This window comes from Terrisporobacter petrolearius (assembly GCF_020748185.1).
In the GTDB taxonomy this organism is placed as follows: Bacteria; Bacillota; Clostridia; order Peptostreptococcales; family Peptostreptococcaceae; genus Terrisporobacter; species Terrisporobacter petrolearius.
In genome coordinates this window covers 1-430 of sequence record NZ_JAHZMO010000208.1, presented here as the reverse complement: position 1 = coordinate 430, position 430 = coordinate 1, and the positions used below count along the sequence as shown (strand labels likewise).

The following is a 430-nucleotide window of genomic DNA, read 5'->3' as shown; positions in this document are numbered from 1 at the left end:
GTACAGGTTTTGGGCAAACCAGCCTGAACCGTTCGGGTGCCATTCGTCGCTGTATTTGCCACCATTAAAGAATGAGGCGCTGGCGCGCAGCATGGTATCGGATGCGCCATTTTGCCCGTTCAGCGGCAACTGCTGTTCGACGGCGAGGAAAAAGATCTGATCGCGCAGCGGCTTCCAGCGCAGACCGGTGCCGGACATCGGATTTTTCACCGGCATCATCACCCCGTTTTCTCCGGTATCGGCAAAGACGCGGCTATAAACTGAAAGCAGGTCGCCTTCCAGCAGCATATTGCGTCCGATGCGGTACTCGGCTTCCAGTTGTCCGTAGCTACGATAGCTTTTCCCTGGCGCTGCGCCGCCGACATTATTGTTAGCGGTACTCATTGCGCAGGAACGCAAGCCGATAGAAGAATCGAAACTGAACGTCAAG

Annotated in this window: 1 protein-coding gene; it reads right to left on the bottom strand. The window is 55.6% G+C overall.

Annotated elements, in window-relative coordinates; translation table 11 throughout:
* The coding region (locus K0040_RS22615; RefSeq protein WP_500302320.1) for an NfrA family protein at window positions 1-430 on the bottom strand (430 nt) is incomplete at both ends.